This is a genomic window from Biomaibacter sp. TOL, assembly GCF_059717795.1.
This window is the reverse complement of record NZ_AP046092.1, coordinates 1817205-1838153: the sequence shown is the minus strand read 5'-3', so window position 1 is coordinate 1838153 and position 20949 is coordinate 1817205. Positions and strand designations below refer to the sequence as shown.

20 protein-coding genes and 1 other annotated feature are annotated in these 20949 nt (G+C 48.6%); of the genes, 13 read left to right on the top strand and 7 right to left on the bottom strand.

The features are described from left to right. Positions 1-2 precede the first annotated feature (2 nt). Together AC6I1H_RS09235 and AC6I1H_RS09230 are read left to right on the top strand one after the other, a co-directional pair. On the top strand, positions 3-1676 hold the full coding sequence (locus tag AC6I1H_RS09235) for a hypothetical protein (RefSeq protein ID WP_497740651.1): 1674 nt from the start codon (positions 3-5) through the stop codon (positions 1674-1676). A 14-nt stretch (positions 1677-1690) separates the two neighbouring features. Further along, the gene (locus tag AC6I1H_RS09230) at positions 1691-3190 is read left to right on the top strand and encodes an S-layer homology domain-containing protein (RefSeq protein ID WP_497740650.1); all 1500 of its coding nucleotides are present in this window, start codon (positions 1691-1693) and stop codon (positions 3188-3190) included. A gap of 11 nt (positions 3191-3201) precedes the next feature. Here the strand turns inward: AC6I1H_RS09230 and AC6I1H_RS09225 are convergent, their stop codons facing one another. The 3 genes from AC6I1H_RS09225 to AC6I1H_RS09215 all read right to left on the bottom strand — a co-directional run bounded on the left by AC6I1H_RS09225 (position 3202) and on the right by AC6I1H_RS09215 (position 6889). Then, complete coding sequence (locus tag AC6I1H_RS09225) at positions 3202-4371, bottom strand: pyridoxal phosphate-dependent aminotransferase (RefSeq protein WP_497740649.1); 1170 nt, start codon at positions 4369-4371, stop codon at positions 3202-3204. Positions 4372-4603: 232 nt separating this feature from the next. Further along, positions 4604-4813: a binding site (T-box leader), on the bottom strand. An 86-nt stretch (positions 4814-4899) separates the two neighbouring features. Next, positions 4900-6264 (bottom strand): PFL family protein, encoded by a 1365-nt coding sequence (locus tag AC6I1H_RS09220; protein ID WP_497740648.1) that lies wholly within the window; start codon positions 6262-6264, stop codon positions 4900-4902. 298 nt (positions 6265-6562) lie between these two features. Next, positions 6563-6889: an ACT domain-containing protein gene (locus AC6I1H_RS09215; RefSeq protein WP_342774552.1), complete on the bottom strand. Its 327-nt coding sequence runs from the start codon at positions 6887-6889 to the stop codon at positions 6563-6565. Between the two features lie 312 nt (positions 6890-7201). On the opposite strand from AC6I1H_RS09215, the gene AC6I1H_RS09210 reads away from it, so the two are divergent. The 6 genes from AC6I1H_RS09210 (at position 7202) to AC6I1H_RS09185 (ending at position 14028) form a co-directional block, all read left to right on the top strand. Beyond that, positions 7202-7423, top strand: a complete 222-nt coding sequence (locus AC6I1H_RS09210; protein WP_122015628.1) for a CLC_0170 family protein — start codon at positions 7202-7204, stop codon at positions 7421-7423. Between the two features lie 96 nt (positions 7424-7519). After that, positions 7520-9127 carry a spore germination protein gene (locus AC6I1H_RS09205; protein ID WP_497740647.1) on the top strand — a complete coding sequence of 536 codons (1608 nt, stop codon included), beginning with the start codon at positions 7520-7522 and terminating at the stop codon, positions 9125-9127. Beyond that, positions 9114-10211, top strand: coding sequence for a GerAB/ArcD/ProY family transporter (locus AC6I1H_RS09200; RefSeq protein WP_497740645.1), 1098 nt, complete (start codon positions 9114-9116; stop codon positions 10209-10211). The genes AC6I1H_RS09205 and AC6I1H_RS09200 overlap by 14 nt, the downstream gene beginning before the upstream one ends. Beyond that, on the top strand, positions 10208-11374 hold the full coding sequence (locus tag AC6I1H_RS09195; RefSeq protein WP_497740644.1) for a Ger(x)C family spore germination protein: 1167 nt from the start codon (positions 10208-10210) through the stop codon (positions 11372-11374). Before AC6I1H_RS09200 ends, AC6I1H_RS09195 begins: the two co-directional genes overlap by 4 nt. 88 nt (positions 11375-11462) lie before the next feature. Then, positions 11463-12194 carry a stage II sporulation protein R gene (gene spoIIR, locus AC6I1H_RS09190; RefSeq protein WP_497740643.1) on the top strand — a complete coding sequence of 244 codons (732 nt, stop codon included), beginning with the start codon at positions 11463-11465 and terminating at the stop codon, positions 12192-12194. A 307-nt stretch (positions 12195-12501) separates the two neighbouring features. After that, the gene (locus AC6I1H_RS09185; RefSeq protein WP_497740642.1) at positions 12502-14028 is read left to right on the top strand and encodes an aminotransferase class I/II-fold pyridoxal phosphate-dependent enzyme; all 1527 of its coding nucleotides are present in this window, start codon (positions 12502-12504) and stop codon (positions 14026-14028) included. Between the two features lie 32 nt (positions 14029-14060). On the opposite strand, the gene AC6I1H_RS09180 is transcribed toward AC6I1H_RS09185, so the two are convergent. Next, positions 14061-14273, bottom strand: a complete 213-nt coding sequence (locus AC6I1H_RS09180; RefSeq protein ID WP_497740641.1) for a DUF1858 domain-containing protein — start codon at positions 14271-14273, stop codon at positions 14061-14063. Positions 14274-14507: 234 nt separating this feature from the next. On the opposite strand from AC6I1H_RS09180, the gene AC6I1H_RS09175 reads away from it, so the two are divergent. From AC6I1H_RS09175 to murI, 3 genes are all read left to right on the top strand, one after another. Further along, on the top strand, positions 14508-14714 hold the full coding sequence (locus tag AC6I1H_RS09175) for a small, acid-soluble spore protein, alpha/beta type (RefSeq protein ID WP_497740640.1): 207 nt from the start codon (positions 14508-14510) through the stop codon (positions 14712-14714). A 266-nt stretch (positions 14715-14980) separates the two neighbouring features. Then, positions 14981-16231, top strand: coding sequence for an outer membrane protein assembly factor BamB family protein (locus AC6I1H_RS09170; RefSeq protein ID WP_497740639.1), 1251 nt, complete (start codon positions 14981-14983; stop codon positions 16229-16231). A gap of 131 nt (positions 16232-16362) precedes the next feature. Next, on the top strand, positions 16363-17205 hold the full coding sequence (gene murI, locus AC6I1H_RS09165; protein ID WP_497740752.1) for a glutamate racemase: 843 nt from the start codon (positions 16363-16365) through the stop codon (positions 17203-17205). Positions 17206-17222: 17 nt separating this feature from the next. Here murI and AC6I1H_RS09160 read toward each other — a convergent pair whose 3' ends face one another. Next, positions 17223-17372 (bottom strand): hypothetical protein, encoded by a 150-nt coding sequence (locus AC6I1H_RS09160; protein WP_497740638.1) that lies wholly within the window; start codon positions 17370-17372, stop codon positions 17223-17225. Positions 17373-17723: 351 nt separating this feature from the next. Between AC6I1H_RS09160 and AC6I1H_RS09155 the strand changes: the two genes are divergently transcribed. Continuing rightward, positions 17724-18959, top strand: a complete 1236-nt coding sequence (locus AC6I1H_RS09155; RefSeq protein WP_497740636.1) for a dicarboxylate/amino acid:cation symporter — start codon at positions 17724-17726, stop codon at positions 18957-18959. Between the two features lie 117 nt (positions 18960-19076). Continuing rightward, positions 19077-20150, top strand: coding sequence for an asparaginase (locus tag AC6I1H_RS09150; protein WP_497740635.1), 1074 nt, complete (start codon positions 19077-19079; stop codon positions 20148-20150). Here the strand turns inward: AC6I1H_RS09150 and AC6I1H_RS09145 are convergent. Together AC6I1H_RS09145 and AC6I1H_RS09140 are read right to left on the bottom strand one after the other, a co-directional pair. Beyond that, a complete protein-coding gene (locus tag AC6I1H_RS09145) occupies positions 20147-20563 on the bottom strand; it encodes a type II toxin-antitoxin system VapC family toxin (protein WP_497740634.1) in 417 nt (138 codons plus the stop codon). The two genes, AC6I1H_RS09150 and AC6I1H_RS09145, sit on opposite strands and share 4 nt — an antisense overlap. Further along, positions 20560-20814, bottom strand: coding sequence for a ribbon-helix-helix domain-containing protein (locus AC6I1H_RS09140; RefSeq protein ID WP_497740633.1), 255 nt, complete (start codon positions 20812-20814; stop codon positions 20560-20562). The genes AC6I1H_RS09145 and AC6I1H_RS09140 overlap by 4 nt, the downstream gene beginning before the upstream one ends. Positions 20815-20949: the final 135 nt, after the last annotated feature.

The window sequence follows — 20949 nt, the reverse complement described above, 5'->3', positions numbered from 1 at the left end:
CCATGAAAAAAATCATTATGATTGTTGCCGCAGCAGCAGTTTTAGCAGGAGCGCTTCCCGTCTCTTTCGGCGCGCCGCCGGAGTTCCATTCCGCCGCCACTCCCCTTCGGACGGGATACATAGAAGGATTTTTAAAAAGCAAAGGGCAGAGCATAGAAATAGAAGAATACAGCGGAAGAATGCAGACCATGCCGCTGGCGCCTGGAGCTGTGCTGGAGATAGACGGCATACCCGTATCGCTAAACGATTTTCAGCCCGGCATGGAAGTTTATGCGAAATACTCCGGCGGCAGCATTGTTTATTTGGAAGGATATTCCACAGAAAACCCCGGTTACATTCCTTCCGGCGGGAAGGTAAGGAGTGGAGTCGTGAAGAAAATAGACAGGGATCAGATTATATTAAAACTTGCGACGGGGAAGGAAGAGGCATATTTCACTTCTCCTGCGACCATCGCGTTGAAAAAAGGCGAGAATGTCCCTTTGAGCACCCTATGCGAGGGAGACAGAGCGAGGCTGTTTTTTGATGAAGCAAATTCCACTGTAATCAGCAGGATAAAGATTCAGGGGGAATCGGTAAAAATAAAAGGGGTGTACCGGGGGGTGCTGCAGACTGCGGATGCGCTGGGCGGCACCATTTCCCTGAACAATGCGGCATATTTGAATAACGGCGAATGGGAGGAACTGGCGGGAGTGCTGAAGCTTGACGTTTCCCGGGATTTTAAAGCCTTTGCAGGGGGATATGAAGTTTCCTCCGAAAATCTGAAGTATTATAAGGGCAAGACTGTTTATCTGGCGGTCAAGGACTTTTTCAGCACGGATAAAATTGAGAAAATGGTCATAAAGAATCAATACGAGACCGCATATACCGGCAAAATAGAGGAAATAAACTGGTATGCAGGAGCATTTGAGCTTTCCAACAAAAAAAATATAGATTTTAACGACGGGACCATAATTATTAAGAATGGAAGGATTGTGGACAAATACTCAATCAACCCCGATTCCGATGCTCTGGTGGTGGCCGAAGGCAGAGACAGTAAGAATACGGCTGACCTTGTATATGTGTACAACGAAGATATTAACAATTCGAATATCGGGCAGAATTACCTTTATGTCGGGAGGCTTGATGAAATCATTGAAGATAAAGTGGTGCTCCAGGACTTCTATATACTTGACAAAAACGAGTGGGAATCCTTTGATGACGATAAAGAGCTGTACTATGACGACGATACCTATATTTATGATGCGAAGAATCATGCTCAGATATCGCACAAAGAGTTTTATTCGGAAGAATATGCCGTGGATGAGGATAGCTCCTACGCCCGCCGCAACGGGCTGAAAGATTGGTACGGTTACATATATGCCGATGGGGACCGGATAGTGGCCGTATCGGCGCAGAAAACCATGGATTCGGTATTGAGCCAGAGGGTGACGACTGGAATCGTAGAAACAGTAAAAGACGATGACACTCTCGGTCCCATGCTCACCGTTAAAAATGCTGCGGACTGGAGTGCACGCAAAGACAGCTGGGTGCCGAAAACAGTATCAGTGAAAATACTGGTGGAGGATGCCATCATAATTAAAGACGGAAAAGCTGCATCCTGGGAAGATATCAGACCTCAGGATACGGTTTACGCCGTAAGGGATGACATATACGGGAAATTCGTTTTAGTGAAATGATTCGGGGAGTGAATATGGTGAAAAGATTTCTGGCTCTGTTTATCACAATTGCCCTGGTAATTTGCCCTTCTTTCGCCCGGGCCGTTCCGGCGGATTTTAATGGTGGCGTAAACAACGAATACAGGTATGAAGAGGTGGTATTCGTCACCGGCGAGCCCATAACCTTTTCAGGCACTGTCACCGTATCCGAGCGGGAAAAGGACAATACGAAGACCGTCTCGTATAGCTTCGACCTCAAGGCCGAAGACCTGGACGAAAAAACGCAGCTGAAAAGGACGGTGACGTACATCACCGAATATGAGCAAAAAACAGATAAAGGGCAGAGCATAGCCACCACCCGAGTGAATAGGTGCAAAGAAACGATAGAGATAGGCAAAGACAAATACGATCTGGAGGATTACCAGTTCTCGAAATCCGATGTAATTGATAAAAGGCCAGCCTCGGATTTTTATTCAGGGAATTTCAAAGCAAGAAAATATTACACCATAAACAGAGATGAAGGAGAAGTAACAATAGATATTTCCGGCGGGGATGTGGGATACGAGAACTTCTGGGGCAGCACCGAAACGCAGTTAATAGAGTATTCAATATCGTCAAAGAGAAATATCCCGAATGAAGACGATTCCACCAAAACAACTGAGTATACGTGGGAGGGAACCGTAAATGTCCAGGTATCCGACAGTCAGGTGAAAACCCTCAATTATGAAAAAAGCGACGTAGATTTATCCAGTTTTATCGGAGGCTACATACGCACCACCAACCGCGAGATGGTGTCGAAATATGAGTACAACCTGCCGGTGATGAAAGGAAACATACCGAACAATAAGAAAAGAAATAAAGACGATATAAGCCTGTCATTAAAGATGGTGCCGAAAGTGGAGCGCCTGATGGTGCCCAAGTTCAGAGACGTCCAGGGCCATTGGGCGCAGGCGTATATAGAAAAGCTGTATTCCCTGGATGTTTTCGATTCCGGAGAAAACTTTTTCGTTCCGGAAGCCCCCATGACCCGGGAAAACTTCATAAGGGGAATAATAAGGGCATGCAACATAAGAACCTCTGAACAAAATCAGAAAAAAACTTCAAGTTCGCGCAAAAAGACCCCTGAAGTGTCGCCGTTTAAGGACGTGGCCACCGATGACCCCAATTACGAGTACATAAAAGAGGGTTTGAGCAAAGGCATTATAACCGGTGCCACAAAGGATTTATTCAAGCCCAAAGATCCCCTCACGAGAGCCCAGGCGGTTACCATACTGATCAGGGCCCTGGGATTTGCCGGCAAAGCCCCAAACCCCGGGTATTACACCGATTTTTCCGACGACGACAAAATCCCCTCCTGGGCTAAAGACAGCATATATGTGGCAAGGGAGATAAACCTCATCGAAGGCGACAGCTACAACCGTGTAAATCCGGATAAAACGATGACCCGGGCCGAAGCTTCTGCCATGTTGGTGCGTTTTCTTGAGTTTTTGCAAAAGGATTTGCAGCAAGACTACCGCGAAAACATCATCTTTTAATAGAGATAAAATCAAAAACAGCGCACTTTCGCGACTTTCGCCCCGAACATTTCAATGCGGTTTAACGCTTCATTTATGTTTTCCATGGAAGTGGCGTAGGAGCAACGCACATGCCCGCGGCCGCTCGAGCCGAAGGCGCTGCCCGGCACTACCGCCACTTTTGCCTTTTCAAGGAGATTCTCGGCAAATTCCTCATCCGAAAGGCCGGTGTGGCTCACCCGGGGAAAAACGTAAAACGCCCCCCGGGGTTCCGGCACGTCAAAGCCCAAATCCCTCAGGCCCCGGCAAATGGCTTTTCTTCTCCTGTCATATTCATCCACCATACGCTTTACCTCCAGTTCGCCGCTGCATAAAGCTTCCAGAGCCGCAGCCTGGCTTATGGTAGGCGGGCACATCACCCTGTACTGGTGGACCTTGCGGGCCTGTTGCACGCCGTCCACCGGGCCGCACAGGTATCCGATGCGCCATCCGGTCATGGCAAAGGCTTTTGAAAAACCGCCGATGAGAAAGGTGCGCTCTTTCATTCCTGGCAGAGAAGCTATGCTGATATGCCTTATGCCGTATGTGAGTTCCGCATATACCTCATCCGATACGACCGCTAAATCATATTTTTTAACGAAATCCGCGATGGGCTCGAGCTCTCTGCGGGTCATTACAGCGCCGGTGGGATTATTGGGATACGACAACAAAAGCGCCCTGGTCATCGGGGTGACGAATTTTTCAAGCTCTTCCGCCATCACTTTAAAGCCATGCTGCGGCAGCGTCGGTACCATCTTCGGCACGCCGCCGCAAAGCGAGGTGCACGGAGCGTATGATACAAAACACGGTTCGGGGATTAGGACTTCGTCTCCGGGGGAGATTAATGTGGTAAGGGCAATGTCCACTGCTTCACTCGCCCCGACCGTAATTATTATTTCTCCGTCGAAATTATACTCCAGCCCGAATCGGCTCTGTATATATTCCGATAGTTTCCGCCTCAGCGCTAAACTTCCGTCATTGGACGTATAATGGGTGTCGCCGCAGGCTATGCTTTTTTCCGCTGCTTGAAGTATAGTGCCGGGGGTTACAAAGTCTGGTTCTCCCACCCCCAGGGAAATCACTTCAGGGTCATTTTCCGCTAAATCAAAAAATCTCCTGATGCCCGAAGGCTTTAAATTCTGAACCACGCTTGAAATGCGCATTTTGGATTCCTCCTGAAAATTTGGCGATTGCACCAATGGGTCATTTGCTGGTGAACGCTTTTTGTTTGCTCCAAGCCTGAGATACCACAGCACCGGAGCTTTTACCGAAAAAAATCCGCCCCAGAAAGGGACGGATTCCGCGGTACCACCCTAGTTGAACTCTGACTCAGACCGGCTGGGTTGCCGCAGCGAATAAAATGAACTCAATTTTAGATGCAAAAAACCTCGCCCCTGAAGGGACGAGGTTTACTCGCGGTACCACCCTGGTTGAGCCAAAGCTCCACCTCGTTTTGATAACGGTATAATATCCGGCCGGGCTTACTGGAAACCGCCGTTCAGCCCGCGGCTCGGGAGCGGCCCGAAGTTTTCCGCCTGCCGGCTTTCACCTTCCCCGGCTCTCTTTGAGGCTTTACAACTCCTTCTTCTCCGTCATCGCTTTTTAAAAAACTATTCATTTGTAAGAGTAATTTTTTATAAAAATATCATTTTATATTTAAAATGTCAAGTATGAATTTTAATTTGGCGCGATTAATTTGTGAGACTCTGGATGGGCGGCGGTATCTGGCCTCCCCGCCTTATAAAAGCCGAGGCGTCGAAGGTGTTTACAGGCATAACCGGAGCCCGTCCCAGCAAGCCGCCGAATTCCACGAAGTCTCCGGCCTTTCTGCCGGGAGCCGGGATTATCCTTACCGCCGTGGTCTTCCTGTTGATGACGCCGATTGCCATCTCGTCGGCGATTATGGCGGATATGGTTTCCGCCGGCGTGTCTCCCGGGATGGCTATCATGTCCAGGCCCACCGAACACACGCAGGTCATGGCTTCCAGCTTTTCGAGAGTGAGGGCGCCGTCGGAGGCCGCTCTTATCATTCCGGCATCTTCGCTTACCGGTATGAAGGCTCCAGAAAGGCCGCCCACATAGGACGTAGCCATGGCGCCGCCCTTTTTCACGGCATCGTTTAATAAAGCCAGGGCTGCGGTGGTACCCGGAGCGCCACAGCGCTCAAGGCCCATGGCTTCCAGTATGTTGGCGATGCTGTCGCCCACGGCCGGTGTAGGTGCGAGGGACAAATCAATGATGCCGAAAGAAACGCCCAGCCTGCGGGCGGCTTCCCTGCCGATGAGCTCCCCCGCCCTGGTAATCTTGAAAGCCATGCGCTTTATGGCTTCCGAAAGCTCCCCAAAATCCGCATCTTTTGGCAGCCTTCTCACCACCGTGTTTACTACTCCGGGGCCACTGATGCCTACATTTACTACTGTTTCCGGCTCTCCCGGCCCGTGGAAGGCCCCGGCCATGAAGGGATTGTCTTCCACGGCATTGGCAAACACCACCAGTTTGGCGCAGCCTATACCGTCTTCATCGGCGGTGAGGGCTGCGGTTTGTTTTATTATGCGTCCCATGGCCCTGACCGCATCCATATTGATACCGGCCTTGCTGGAGGCCGCATTCACCGAGGAGCATACCTTTTGGGTAGATGAAAGGGCTTCAGGGATGGAATTGAGCAGGTTTATATCCCCCTTTGTAAAACCCTTTTGCACCAGGGCCGAAAAACCTCCTATAAAATCTATGCCTAGCTGCGCCGCTGCCTTATCCATGGCCCGGGCGATGGGAGTGTAATCCTTCTCGCAGCAGCTTTCGGCCACCATGGCTATAGGGGTGACAGAGATCCTCTTGTTGATGATGGGGATGCCGAACTCCGCTGCAAGCTTTTCGGCCGTCGGCACCAGCTCTCGGCCTACCACCGTCAGCTTGTCATAGACCTTCCGGGCCATAGCCTCGACACTTTCCCCGGCGCAGTCCCGGAGGCTAACCCCCAGCGTAATAGTTCTTATATCCAGATTTTCCGCCTGCACCATGCGGATGGTTTCAATTATCTCATCTCGAGTAAAATTCATAATAGTCCTCCCACAAAAAAATTGTAACTTAGGCCAGCAGTTTCCTTAAAGCGACTTGTGCAGCATCGGTAACGGCACTAAACCGCCTCTTGAGGTGGGGCAACACCAAAGAAAACTGTAGAGTGAGACCATGTTGTTCTTGAGCTTGGGGCAAGCGGAGAGGGGATGGCGGACAAGGATGTCCGCCAAGCAGGCACCTGAGGCACGGATGCCGAATTGCCTGCGTGCCCCTCGAAGTGCTAGCCGCAAGCTTTAGAACAACAAGTCGAACGGTTTGTTTTCGGGTGTTGCCCCTACCTCATATTCTATGCATAAAATGAAACACTTCTTCCCTCTGGGCGTCCACCCTAACCGAAATCTCTCCTCCGCGCCTTGAAAGCTTCTCTTTCAATTCCTCAAAGCTGACCGTGGCCTTTGCGATATCCACCACCATAATCATGGTAAAAAGGCCTTCTATGGCGGTCTGTGTGATGTCAAGAATATTTACATTATTTTTTGCCAGCACATCGGAGATCCCTGCGATGATGCCCACCTTATCCTCGCCTACCACGGATATCACCGCCCTCTGGCTGGAAACGCCGTTTAAAAGCGAGGGCTCCGAAAGCCTTTCTTCTCCTACATAAATCTCGATGCCCTTTTTCGCCGCATATACCCGGGCTTCCCTGGTCACCAGGGTATCCGGCGGGAAGCGGAGAACCTTTTCATCTTCCCGGTTTTTTAATGAATCCAGTGTGACTAGTATTTCCATAAACTTATTACCTGCCTCTCTATGAATGAATATGATTTATTCCTCGAAAATCGAACTTTTTAATAGTATAAAATAAAATATAGGGATAAGCAAGGCTATTTAATATCCAATCGAAGAAGTTGATTCATAAAAAATTGCATAATGACAAAAAATAAACCAGAAAATATAGTGGTGAAGGCAGGAAAACAAATGTTGAAAATCATGCAGACGGTTTTGGGGTATATAAAAAGCGCTGCCACTCTGGCGACTATGGCGGTTTTCATCGCTAGCGGCCTTTATCTGCTAGTCATCGATGGTGCGGACCTCAAAACCAAAGGTTTAAAAAAAGAACTGGCCGCCGCCAGGATAATCGGCCTGCTTTATATTTTTGGTTCGATGATAGTTTATATAATTTTTAAATACATACTGTAATATTCAAGTGGGGACGGTTCTCCCTTGGCTGACCTTAATGGTATAATATGGTATTCAAATCGGAACCGTCCCTGACTTGAATGAAAAGGTGATAGAATGACCAATGTGTTTTCAAAGCTCTACTCCGGAAAGAAGCAGGACCTGTATTACGAAAGGGATATGTCGCCGGACAGGAGTAAAAAACTCAAAAAAGACATAAAAGAAAATGAAAAAGAAGTACACGAATATCTTTATGACTGCGATGATGTCATTACCAGGGATTTTTACATGGGCCAGGCACAGAAGCACGAGATGGCCCTCATGTATATAGACGGTATGGTGGATAAAAACCTGGTGCAAGAAGAAATATTGAAATCTCTCATGCTCCTGACGCGCCAGGCACCGCTGGAATACAGTCTTGGCCAGAACTTTTTCAACATGGTGAAGGAAGGACTGCTGACCGCTGCCGATATCAAGGAAGTGGACAATTTCGGTGAGGTCGTATTGGGCATCCTTTCCGGCGATACCATACTGTTTATGGATAAGTTCGAAAAAGCACTGATAATAAGCACCCGGGGATGGGAGAAACGGAGTGTCCAGGAACCCGCCACTGAGGCGGTAATAAGGGGCCCCCGGGAGGGCTTCACGGAAACTTATCGGGTGAACATTGCCCTCATCCGCCGCCGTCTGAAAGACCCCAATCTTAAGGTCAAGACCATAAAGCTCGGCCGCCACACCCGCACAGATGTAGGGATTCTGTATATCCAGGGAGTGGCCAACCCCAACATAGTGGATGAGGTTTTAAAGAGGCTCAACACCATCGACATGGGAGGTGTGATTGAGAGCGGTTATATAGAGCAGATGATAGAGGGCGACTGGCTCTCACCATTCCCCCAGCTCCGGCGCACCGAGAGGCCCGATGTGGTGGCGGCGGGACTCATCGAAGGCAATGTGGCCATAGTCACCGACAACACCCCATTTGTACTTTTGGCTCCGGGGACCTTTTTGAGCCTTTTCCAGTCGCCGGAGGACTACTACGAGCGCTGGTATATTGCTTCGATGATAAGGCTTTTGCGCTTTACCGCGGCATTTTTCGCCATGGCCTTTCCAGCACTGTATATAGCCATGACAGCCTATCACCCTGGGATGCTGCCCACCGACCTGGCCCTGTCCATTGCCGCCACCCGAGAGGGGGTGCCCTTTTCGGCAGTGGTGGAAGCTCTTATCATGGTATTTTCCCTGGAGGTATTGAGGGAGGCGGGGGTAAGACTTCCAGGCCCCATTGGCCAGACCATAGGAATAGTGGGCGGCCTGGTGGTGGGTGAAGCCGCGGTACGGGCCGGTATTGTGAGCCCCATCATGGTCATAGTGGTGGCTGTGAATGCCATTTCATCCTTCGCCATCCCCAATTACAGCGTGGCTATAGGATTTCGGCTTCTTACCTTCCTCTTTATATTTCTCGGCACTGTAGCCGGCCTTTACGGTATCATGCTGGGACTTCTGGCATTAACCATACACCTGGTGACCCTCAAGAGTTTCGGAGCCCATTATCTTTCTCCCTTTGTATCCTTCAGGTTTTCCGAGGGCAAGGACTTTATTGTGCGGGGCCCCATGCCTTCTATGGAAATAAGGCCCGGATACACCAGACCGGAGGACCTCAATAGAATAAACGACCGGCGCCACGATAATAGTGAAAAGGCAGGTGATGAAAGTGCTGACAAATAATGATAGGATAACGGTTCCTCAAACTGTAGCCCTGCTCATCACCACCATCCTGGGGACCGGTATACTGAGTCTTCCCCGGAATGTAGCCAATGTAGCCGGTTCTGACGGGTGGCTCCTGGTGCTCTTAGGCGGAGTTTTTGCCTTTGTTTCAAGCCTAATAGTAGGGGCCCTCGTTAAAAAATTTCCCCAGGATACTTTTATAGAGTACTCTCAGAAGGTCCTTGGCAAAATACTGGGATACCCGCTGGGGATAATTCTGATCCTTTATTTTACGATTCTCACAGCCTTGACGGTCAGAGTTTTCTCCGAGGTTATGAATGCCTTCATGCTCATAAGCACCCCCAGGGGATTTATTATTTTTACCATGCTGCTGCTGTCGGTATATTTACTGCGTCACGGTATAGAGCCCATAGCCAGGATAGGGGAAATACTTCTGCCCATACTTATAGTCCCGGTCGTTGCCATGTATCTTACCGCTATCCCCCGGGCGGATTTTAGCGAACTTTTGCCCTTTTTGAACACCCCGGTAAAAACCCTTGCCCTGGGCACATTTCAGACCGTATACAGCTTCTTCGGGTTTGAGGTGCTGCTCATGGTAGGACCGTATATAAGAAGCCCCGGGAGGGTTTTATGGATTCTGCTGGTGGCTGTAGGGTCCATAACACTAATATATCTCTTTGTGGTGATAATCGTTTTTGCCTCCATCGGAGTAGAGGATACACGCATATTGCTGTGGCCTTCCATGTCCATAATAAGGACTATCATGGCTCCCGGCGGTATTTTCGAGAGGCTGGACGCCCTTGCCATGGCCCTCTGGACCATTGCGGCCTTTACTACAATAAATGGCATATATTATGCCGGGACCCTGGCAGTAACACATCTGACAAAAGCAAAAGAATTCAAGTTTTTTATTACCATTATGCTGCCCTGGGTATATCTTATTTCCATTATACCCGAGAATCCCCTGGATACCATAAGATGGATGCAGGTGGCAGGGGTGGTGGGAATCATGATGGCAGTTATAATCCCGGCTGTAATCCTTATGGTAAGCATTGTCAGGAATAAAGGGGGCAAAACAGCATGAGTCCTTTTTGTAAGAAGATTGCTCGAAAGGGTCTCTTCATTTTTACAGCCGTATTTCTGGCCTTTGTCATATTATCGGGGTGCTGGGATTACAGGGATATTGACAAAAGGCTCTTTGTCGGCGGTGTTGGTATAGACAAAAGTGAACAGCCAGGCAGGTATAATATATCATTCATGATACCAATAGTTCGGGCCATAGCCGGCGGCGAAGGAGGGGGAGGAGGAGGCGGCGGAGGAGGCAATCAGAAACCGGTGGAGGTGGAAAGCACCGTAGCTGATTCTATTACCGACGGAGCAAGAAACCTGGCCCTTCGCCTCAACCGGGACCTGTCCTTTGAACATATGAGGGTAGTTGTTATAGAAGAAGATGTGGCTAAAAGCGGCGTGGAGCCGGTGATAAATCCCTTCATGCGACAGATGGAATTCAACCGCCGGAGCCGTATAGCCATTGTTGAAGGTGAAGCCAGAAAGGTCATGGAGATCCAACCATGGGTGGAAAGATTTCCGGCTTTATATTTGGAATCTCTTTTTGGAAATGAAAGTCTTTCTGGCAAATTTATTGACGGTGACCTAGGGGACTTTCTCCACCAGATACATGACTTTAACGGCAATGCCCTGGTGAGCAAAATAAGCCCCGATTCCCAGGAAGTGAATATAGGCGGTGGGGCGGTACTCAAACACTTTAAACTGGCGGGATGGCTTACGGAAGAGGAAGCCCGGGGGATAAACTTTTTCCAGGGAAAAATAACAGGCGGGAACATAACGATAGATGATCCTGAGGGCAAGGGCAAGGTCACTTTTATTATTTTGAGAGCCCACAGGCAGCTGCAGCTTACTGCTGACGGCCCCATACCCGAGTTCCGTTTAAAGGTATGTGTGGAAGGAAACATAAGCGATACCACTGAGGGTGTAAGCCTGGACATTCATAATGAAGAGGTTATAGAAGACCTGGTTTCAAAAGAAGTAAAATCTGAAATTTTAAAGGGAATATCAAGACTGCAGGAGGATTACCGGGTGGATGTGCTCAAGCTGGGCGAATACCTCCACAAATATCATCCTAAACTTTGGAAGGATTATAAAGATAGATGGGAAGACATCTTCCCCGATGTCATGATTTCGGTGGCTGTAACCACGAAGGTTAAAAATATCGGGGTCACAAAGTAATAAAAAATTTTTTCAAGCGATTATTAACAGCCTGTTTTGGGAATAATGCTAAAGGAATGATCTGATAAATCAAAGGGGAGAGATTAGCATGGGAAGGAAACTTGCCTTACTTAAAAAAATAGCACTGGTCACCACAGGCATACTGGCCCTGACGCTTTTGGCTGCCATATTCAGCAGTGCGAGAATTGCCGGAGGTCCTGTTTTAGAAGAAGCGACTCCGGGAAGCGCTGGCAAGGTTACGGCAGAGGAACTTTCGTCAAAGCTCATTCGCCTGCACATCATAGCCAACAGCGATTCCCCGGAGGACCAGGCTTTAAAGCTCAGGGTCCGGGATGATATCATAAACGCCCTGGATAAACAGTTCGAAGGCATAGATGATATCGACATATCCAGGGAATTTATCAAAAGCCACCTCAAAGACATTGAAGAAATTGCTCTCAGGCAGATAAAACATAGCGGCAAAGATTATACCGTAAAAGCTTTCTTTGGCAGGTTTCCCTTTCCGGCGAAAAACTACGGTTATGTGACCCTCCCGGCGGGTGAATATGAGGCTTTGCGGGTTGTCATAGGTAAAGGCGAAGGTGCCAACTGGTGGTGCGTGCTGTTCCCACCCCTGTGCTTTGTGGATATCACCCACGGCCTCACAAGAGAAGAGGCCCGGGAGCGCCTGGGGGAAGTCCTTACACCCCGGGAGATGACTGCGATTGAGACGGCTTCTTCACCGGAAGAAGTGCCTGTGGAAGTGCGCTTTAAGATACTGGAATGGTGGAAAGCCGCCAAAGGAAGGATAAACAGTACAATAAAATTTGCCTTCAGGTAAAATTTAATGAGAGTACTTTCAATTCCGGGCGAGTCGGGGGCGGGTCCCCGTGTCTTTGTGGCCAACTTAATTTCACATCCGACATCGGACATTCAATTCGAACTATCTATCACTATCCGGGATTTATACGTCCTATCAGCATTTATTCTCAATAATTCCGGCATTTTAAATTTGTTCTCAACCTTTACTCAATCTTTCTTTATATCTTCACAAAAAATTAACAAAAATCGCCGTCAGCATTATTGAATTTTCATGTCAATTATGCTTTAATTGATTTGTTTAAAAAGAAGGGAGTGTGACTATCAAGATGAAAATTGAAGAGCAGCAGGAAACCCCGCTTTTTGCCGCCTTGAAAAAGTACGTGGAAGACAAAACCATATCCTTCCATGTGCCCGGTCACAAAGGCGGCAGAGGCATACCCGAATTTTGCGATTTTGTCGGAAAAAATATCCTGGCCATTGATGTCACCGCGGGAATCCTGGACCTGGACACCATATGCAATCCGCTGGGGGTCATCCGTCAGGCGGAAGAACTGGCAGCCCGGGCCTTTGGCGCGGACCATGCCCATTTCCTGGTCAACGGCACCACCTCGGGCATCCAGGCCATGATACTGGCCGTGGCAGGTCCCGGCGATGAGATCATCCTTCCCAGGAATGCCCACCGTTCGGCCGTAGGTGGGCTCATCTTGAGCGGTGTTAGGCCGGTTTATATAAAGCCCGTCATAGACGATTATATGGGCATAGCAATGGGTATAACGCCCGAAAGTGTCAGAAAAGCCCTTGTAGAACACCCCAACGCCAGGGCGGTGTTTGTGATAAACCCCACCTACTATGGCGTTGCGTCGAACCTTAAAGAGATTGTGGAAATAGCGCACTCCTTTGGAAAGCCGGTTATAGTGGACGAAGCCCACGGAGCCCACTTCGGATTCCACCCCGATCTGCCTCTTTCGGCCATGGAAGCGGGTGCGGACATGAGCGCCGCCAGCGTCCACAAACTCATCGGCTCTATGACTCAAAGTTCCATACTGCTGGTAAAAAGCGAACTGGTGGATGACAGGAAAGTCAAGGCCGCCATGAACCTTACCCAGACCACCAGCCCTTCCTACCCCCTGATGGCTTCGCTGGATGTGGCCCGCAAGCAAATGGCGCTGCACGGCAGGGAAATGCTGGACAGGACCCTGGCGCTTTGCGAAAGGGCCAGAAGAGAACTGAACGCCATAGACGGCGTCTATGTGATGGGGCAGGATGTTGAGGGCACCGACGGCTGTTTCAGATACGACCTTACCAAACTTGCCATAAACGTGCGGGAACTGGGGCTTTCCGGATTTGAAATGGAGAAGATTTTAAAATACGGATATCATATCCAGGTGGAGCTCTCGGACCTTTACAATGTGCTGGCCGTGGGCGCCATAGGCGACAATGAAGACAGTATAAACGCACTGGTGGCAGCGGTAAAGGACATTGCGGCAAATTACAACCGCAAAAATGTAATCAAAATAACTTCCGATTTGCCTGAATCCCAGCAGCTGGTTGTCTCCCCCCGTTTTGCCTTTTATAGCGAGAAGCGGGATGTAAGGCTGGAGGATGCGGAAGGCGAAATCAGCGCCGAAATGCTTATGGCGTATCCTCCGGGCATTCCCATCATATGTCCGGGAGAACGCATCACAAGAGATGTGATAGAATACGCCAGAGCCTTAAAGTCCGAAGGGTGTCACCTCCAGGGCACCGAAGACCCGGAAGCCGAAGTAATAAAGGTACTGGCCGATAAAGACGTTGGGGAATATTACCAGAAAGCGTCGGGCATGACACCCGGCACCCGTCTATTCACCCGTTGAAATTTAAGAATCCGGTCCAACCGGATTCTTTTTTATGATTTGTCGATTCTGGGAAGTTCCAGTTGTTTCAGTTCTTTCATGAGTTCTTCAACATTCAATTTGTGGAAGGCGGCGCATTCTTCCAGAGTGTTATTGAGCATTCCGTTGCAGGCCAGGCATTTTACCCCGAACCTTGCTAGTATTTCGTAGGCTTCAGGATAAAACTCCACAATGTCCTTCATCAGGGTATTTTTTGAAATGATCATCAACTGCCGCTCCTTTCGCACTTTTTCAAAAAACCAGAAGTCAGAAGTCGGAATAGAAGGAATTTGCGAACCGCAAATTCCAACTTAAAATATTAATCTTACATCCGGCATCCGATTGGGGGAGGTCCGCCGGCAATTCGTCGTCACTCCTCAAAAATTGAAGATATTTACATTATAAAAAAAATATTGATTGGCACAATAATATTGTGCGTAAAAAATAAAGGAGGTATGCATATGGCCCGCCGTAACCGGGGTGTCATGTCCGAGGACCTCAAGTACGAACTTGCAAGGGAATTGGGAGTGGCAGACACGGTGGCGAAAGAGGGTTGGGGCAGTGTATCTTCCAGAAACTGCGGTAATCTGGTAAGACTTGCCATTGAAAGGGCTGAAAAAGCCATGGCAGAAGACTACGCCAGAACCAGTGGAGGCCCCCTCAAATAGTATAGCATCTCCTTAAAAGCGCACAAAACCAGGGTGAAATTCTGGCCCTGGTTTTAATTTTGCCGGTTGGAATCTTTATCCAGCGCAACCCGTTATGGCTTTTCTGTCCAGTTCCTCCGGTTTGCCTCATATCTGACTCTAAGTTCTCACCATTTTTTTCCCGGATGAATAAAATATATATATCCGAATTTTTATTGCTGATTGAGAAAAACCCCACCCGGGACGGGTGAATAAAACCGGTTCTATTCTCATGCGGCGGTGGTTTGATGAAACTATCGATAAAAGCTTTAGGCGAGCGCCAATTGAAAAAGCAAAAGCCCCTTATGATGGGCACCGATGTCAGGAAACTGCAGCAAACGCTGAAATGGCTGGGCTTTTTCAATTCGAGGATCGACGGGGTTTTTGGATACGAAACCGAATTTGCCGTAAGGATGTTTCAAAAAGCCCTCGGCATAAAACAGAACGGCATTGTGGATAAAACGCTATTTGATATTTTACAGAAAATGGAAAGAGGCGGGGCCTTGCGCTGGCTCACAATTCAGAAGGATTATTGTCATACCGCTTATTCTCCGGTGCCGGTGCCTTTCGATCTGAAAATCGCCGAAAGAAAAAGGATATCAGGAATAATGGGGTTTAGCACCTATGGCGGCATCCTAATAGCTGTGACCCGGGACGGAGTCCGGGCCATGGACCTCAAAAGTCTGGACACCCGCTGGCATAGCAGAGGCTTTTCCCCGGCCGCTGGGGCTTCTGTGACGAATGCTGGAATTGTCGTGCCCGCGGGAGATCTTGTCATTCTTGATATGTATTCCGGAAAAGTTCTGGAAACAGTGAATACGGATACATTCATAAGCCCCGCGGCGGCCGCGGAAGGCATGATACTTGCCTCGGCGGGAGGCTACATATACGCCTTTGACGAAAAGGGAAGCAAATTATGGCGGTACAAAACGGAGGGAGCGCTGTGCTCCCCTCCGGCCGTGGCTTACGACTTAATATATTTTGCATCTTCGGACCAGAATGTTTACTGCCTCGATAAAAATGGTGCATTGTACTGGAAGGCTAAAGTGAACGACTTCATATCCGAACCTCTTTCAGTATGGGACGGCAGGGTTTTCGCCGTATCCCGCGGTGCCTGGTTCTATGCTTTCAATCCCCTTACAGGAGAAATAATGTGGAAAAAGAAATTTTCCGATGAGGAATTCATGGCTCCGGCATTTCATCAGGATTTTATGCTGGCGGTAGATATCAAAGGTACCGTTTTTGCACTGAGCCCCCGTCGGGCGGAAATAAAGTGGCTGAAGGAATTAAAAGCTCAACCGGCGACTTTGCCGATAATTTGCTCCGATACTGCGTTTTTGGGCACGGAAAACGGTATCGCAGCAATAAAAATAAAAACCGGGGAAACCCGGATATTTTTAGAAGGTAAAAAAATAACGGCGCTGATACAGGCCCGCTTTGGCGTGATTGTGGCCGCCGGAGACGAATTGATGGCGCTCTCTCCCGGTATTGAACTTTGAGCCGGGGGATTTTTATTCAGAGATGTTTATTTAACTGGCATATCTGTTTCTTTTGCCTCAATAGTGCTATAATTAAAAAGTCGCGGCATGAAATTTACGGAAATCAATCTTCCGAGGTGAAACTGATGGATATGAATAATAAACCTATAGGGGTTTTTGATTCCGGCATCGGCGGCCTTACTGTGGTCAGGGAAATCATGCGGCAACTGCCACAGGAAAGCATAGTATATTTCGGGGATACCGCCCGGGTCCCTTACGGTTCCAAGTCCAGGGAAACCGTGACCCGATTTGCTTTTGAAGGATTGAATTTCCTGCTGGATCAGGATGTGAAGATGGTGGTGGTGGCCTGCAATACGGTGAGCGCCACCTGCCTAGAAGATCTCCAGAAATCATCACCCGTGCCGGTGCTGGGCGTCATCGAGCCGGGGGCAAAGGCTGCAGTTGGGGTTACCCGCAATAAAATGGTCGGAGTAATAGGCACCGAACGCACAGTTAAAAGCGAAGCTTACATGAAAGCAATTCGGGAAATTAATCCGGATATTAAGATTTTTTCAAGGGCCTGTCCACTTTTCGTGCCTCTCGTGGAAGAAGGGTGGCTGGATAACGAGGCGACCTTTTATACCGCCCGGACATATCTTTTGCCGTTAAAGAATAAAGGTATCGATACCCTTGTGCTGGCATGCACTCATTACCCGCTCCTCAAGACGACGTTACAGGCCGTCATGGGCGAAAATGTCCGGCTGGTAGACTCGGCTTTCGAGACGGCAAGGGAGGTGGGCAGGATGCTGGAAGGCATGAGCCTGGAGCATACTGCAGCGACCCATCCGACATACCGCTATTTTGTCAGTGACAACCCCGCCAAGTTTATTGAGGTGGGGGAGAGGTTCCTCCAGCGTCCCATAGACCCCATAAACGTCATCGACCCTGAAGTGCCGTGTCGGGATTTAAAATATAATGGCCGGAACCATAAATAAATTCCGGCCTTCGATGCTCAACTGGCTCCGCCTGCGTCAATGACCTTTTTTTCCTGTTTCTGGTCACCGCCGCTTCCGCCAGAGTTTTTTTGCCCGCAGCCTACTATCAGCATAACTCCTATTAGGATCACTGCAATGACGGCAAACAGCCTCTTAAACCTTCTCATTGAATATTTCCTCCTCTAAAATTTGGTTTTATCTGTGCAACGAGGTACTTTTATTATATTTTTCTACATTTATATGAAAAACCCTTTTATCTGAAAATTGTGCGGTGAATTGGGAAAAAGTAGGCGAATTGAACAAAAAATAATATTTGAAATAGATAAATATGCATTATATAATTGAACATAGATTAATATTTCTTACATGAACAAAAATAAAGGTAATAATCGAAATCTAATGAGAAAGGAGGTAAATATTCGTCAGTTCCGCGGGACGGGCTTATTTGCCCGAATATTATGTTTTATCGGGACAATACTTTAATGTCCTGAAACAAAAATAAAAAAGGGGGATTCATCATGGGTTTTAAGCAGTGGTACGGCAAGGTCAGTTTGGCAAACAAGATACTCATTGCCATGGTCCTTGGTGCAATCATAGGCTATATCGTAGGCCCGAGTATTACGGTGCTGGACCCCATAGGTACCATTTTTTTAAGGCTCCTGAAAATGGTGATCCTGCCTCTGGTTTTCTTCTCTATTGCCGCAGGCACCTCCAGTGTGGTGGACCTATCCAGGCTTAAAAGGATCGGTGGTCTGTTCCTGGTGTACTGGCTGTTCTCATCCCTGGCGGCGGCTTCGGTGGGCGTTATCTGGGCCCTCATCATAAAGCCCGGCGTGGGTGTCAAGCTGGCGGAAAAAGCCGCAGAGCAGACAGGCAATATCAACATGCTTCAGACTTTTATCAACTGGATTCCCGATAATGTGGCGGCGGCCTTTACCAACTTCAACATGATCCAGGTCATAGTGTTCGCCATTGCCTGTGGCCTTACAGCGGCAGTAATGGGCGAAAGCGATTCCGGCAAGTTCCTCAGGAACCTGTTCAAATCCGGCGACGAGATGATGATGAAGATGGTGGGCTACATCATGGAATTTGCCCCCTACGGAGTGTTTGCCCTCATGGCGAATATCACGGGGACAGTGGGCACCATGGTATTGGGAGCTCTCGCCAAGATGCTCGTCACCCAGTATGTTGCCTATGCCACGATATTGGTCGTAGTGTATCCCATCATATTGACGGTGTTTGCAAAGGTAAATCCCATACAGCACTTTAGAAATATCTTTCCGGCCATGCTGGTAGCCTTTTCCACCTGTTCTTCCAGCGCCACACTGCCCGTCACCATGGAATCCACCAAGAAGCGGGCCGGTGTGCCTGAAGATACGGTAAACCTGATCGCACCTCCGGCGGCCACCATCAACATGCATGCATGCGCTGCGGAAATGCCCATATATGCCCTTTTTGCCGCACAACTCTTCGGAGTCCATTTCTCACCGCCGACTTTCATTTATATTATAATACTAGGCGTCATAATGGCGGCAGGCGTAGCCGGTGTACCCGGCGGTGCCATCATGATGGCTGCGGTGCTCATGAACATCATGGGCATGCCTCTTACCATAGTGCCCTGGATCGCCGGCATATACAGGCTTATCGACATGCCCAACACCATGCTCAATGTCACCGGCGACACCGTGGGTATGGTGACGGTGGCAAGTTTAATGGGTGAGCTGGATAAGGAGACTTTTGAGAAAGCTAAGTAAAAAGTAAAACACTGAGAAAGCCCCAGTGTTTGACAGGAGGCGAACAAGGGCGGGCAACGATGCCCGCCCTTTTAAATCAGGGACCTCAGAAAACAAAAGCAGGAGGTAAATCCGGTTATGACACAAAAAAAGAAAATAGCATTCATCGCCACCGGCGGCACCATAGCTTCAACCCGGGGGCCCGAAGGCCTTCGACCGGCCTTCACCGAAAAAGAAATGATAGAGCTGGTGCCGGAACTTTCGGATATAGCTGATATCCAGGGAAAACTCATAATGAACATCGACAGTTCCAACATGCAGCCAGAAGACTGGAAGGTTATTGCCACTGAGATTGTTGAGGCTCTCAAAAAATGTGACGGTGTAGTCCTTTCCCACGGCACCGACACCATGGCCTATACTTCTTCGGCTCTTACCTACATGCTCATGGACCTCAAAAAGCCCGTGGCCGTAACCGGCGCTCAAAAGTCCATAGAGGAAGAGCAAAGCGATGCAGCAAAAAACCTCATGGACAGCTTCAAAGTGGCGGCATCTGGAGTGCCCGGCGTCTTCCTGGTGTTTAACGGCGATATCATTATCGGCGACAGGGCCACCAAAATGAAGACCGCAAGTTTTGACGCCTTTTCCAGCGTAAATGTGCCCCCGGCGGGAAAAGTCCGTGAGTCAGGGAGAGGTTGCGCTGACTCAAAAAAGTTAATCATAGAGTGGAATAATGAGGTACTCTGGCAGGAAACCAGAAGGATAAAGCAAGTCTGGGCCAAACTCAAAAATGAGTCAGGGAGAGGTTGCGTTGACTCAAGCATCGACCCACAATCCCGCCCCATCAAAGGCCTGGAAGAAGAGCCCGTAATACTCTATGATAACCTCGATCCCCGGGTTTTGCTAGTCAAGCTCTATCCCGGCATAGAGCCCGAAGTCCTGCTGCTGGCCAGGGAAAAAGGTTATCATTCCGTACTCATAGAAAGTTTCGGTTCGGGAGGGGTGCCTTTCAGAAAGCCCCGCAACCTGATCCCTGCCATACGGGAGCTGATATCCTCGGGGATCACCGTGGCTGTCACCACCCAGGTGCCATTCGAAGGCGTGGACCTTAACCTGTATGAAGTGGGGGTAAAAGTCCTGGAAGCCGGTGCAATCTCCATGGGCGATGCCACCAGAGAAGCCGCTCTAGTCAGGCTCATGATGAAACTGATCTAGTATGGCGCTACATTCAGGCCCATAATAGTGAAGTGCCTGTCAAAAGTAAACACCACATCTACGGCAAAATTTTTGCATATACAAAAAGATACGGCGTCAACGGTGGACATCCTGTGCTCACCGTACTTCTTAAAGACTTCAATAGCCTGGGCCTCCAGCTTTTCATCGGCCCAGGTTATTTTTAAAAAATTTTTTTCCCGGGCATCTTTGATCAGGTCTAAAAACCTGACAGCCTTGTCATGGTCGAGGTCGTATAGAATTCTGTTGGCGCTTTCATTTATTACATGGTTTGAGGTGATAAGGAGAGCATTTTGCGCAAGAAGTGTTTTAAAATATTGGGAGGCTTTCTTATGGTTTATATCATTTTTTTTAGCCATGGCAATCCAGGCGGCGGAGTCTATAAAAACCTTCATCTATTACCCTCGCTTTTGTAATGATATTCTTTAAATTTTTCGCTGGTGTCGTCAGGGCCGCCTTCACCGAGGCCCTCAGCCAGTGTTTCAAGAGGATTTTTGCCTGAACTTTGCCGTTCAATTTTTATTATATATTCGCCCAGCGCTTCCCTGATAATGCCGGCCTGGGATTTTCCCGCTTTGATTGAAAGTTCCTCCAGCTTTTTATCCATTTCTTCTTCAATGTATATCTGCTTTCTTTTTAGGGGCATAGATACACCTCCAATCGATGTATAATATTATTATACATTACAATATTAATGCCATCGTAAATAATATAACATCATTAAAAAAGAAAGTAAATAGTATTCGGCAAAAAATAAATTGACAACCGCATTTCTCCATGC